Source organism: Alcanivorax sp. HI0044, assembly GCF_001634945.1.
The window spans coordinates 1-950 of sequence record NZ_LWEZ01001576.1; the positions used below are offsets into that span (position 1 = coordinate 1).

Genomic DNA, 950 nt, shown 5'->3' on the forward strand with positions numbered 1-950 from the left:
GCTGTTTCGTCTTGTCTTGATGGTCAGGGTGGTTCCCTTTCCGAGAGGCAAGGCGCAGCAGATGTGCGCTTCAGGCCACGCCCTTCGGGTCATTCAGGCTGGCCCGCACTCGTTGTTGCGCTTTTTCGATGGATGGACATACACCTTCAAAAGCACGCCTAGATTGCGAACCAGCCTGAAAGACTGAGTACGCAAGGAGTTTTTCAGAGGTTCCTTAATACCAATGCGGTGCCATGTCGCTTTGCGCCCAACGAAAGAAGTCGTATTCCAGCCGTGAAATACCACCCGGATAGAGGTGCTCGATACGCTGTAGTGTCGGACGCTGGTGGGTTTTTTCCAGGTCCTGAAGCATTTGTCGAAGGGTGGAGCGGCCCACCGGTTTGGACATGAGAAAGGCAGTGGTGGCCCAGGCGACGGTGTAGGGAATGGCGTTGAGCTGGTGGGCCATTTTTCGCCATTGCGCATCGTCCATGGAAAGGTACTGGCGCAGGGTGATCAGCCGTTCCTGTTCAATCCAGGTTTGTACCCGCTGCTGGGCATCGTCCAGTGCGCTGATTTTCAGGCGGCCGTCCGGTTGCGTTTCCAGGGTCTGGAAATACTGTGCCAGGCCCTCCTGTAGCCATACCGGAGCCAGGGGGGATAACTGGTAAAGCAGCACATGACTGGATTCATGCAAAATTGTCTGGGCAACTTGCTGTTCGTTATCGGCCCACTGCCAGACCGCCACTTCATTGGTGGCAGGAATAAAGACGCCGGCATAGTGGCGGCTGCTGGAGCCTATGCGGTCAACCATCCATTGTTGGAAGTCGTCCTGTTTTTCAATCAGGTAGAGGTTTACTTCCGCAGTGCCGTGCAGGTCCAGGCCGAAGTCCCGGCGGTAGCGCTGGTAAATATGGTTAATGTTATCCAGCGTTTGTTGCTGCAAGTCTCCGGACAGGGTGAAGTCCTGA

The 950-nt window shown here is 55.4% G+C and carries 2 protein-coding genes; one reads left to right on the top strand and one right to left on the bottom strand.

The features are described from left to right. Positions 1 to 187, top strand: a 187-nt coding sequence (locus tag A3730_RS32815) for a hypothetical protein (protein WP_231884033.1), incomplete at its 5' end; no start/stop codon positions are given. 27 nt (positions 188 to 214) lie between these two features. Here the strand turns inward: A3730_RS32815 and A3730_RS23765 are convergent. Further along, positions 215 to 950: DUF1570 domain-containing protein (locus A3730_RS23765; RefSeq protein WP_063539121.1), on the bottom strand; the 736-nt coding region annotated here is incomplete at its 5' end.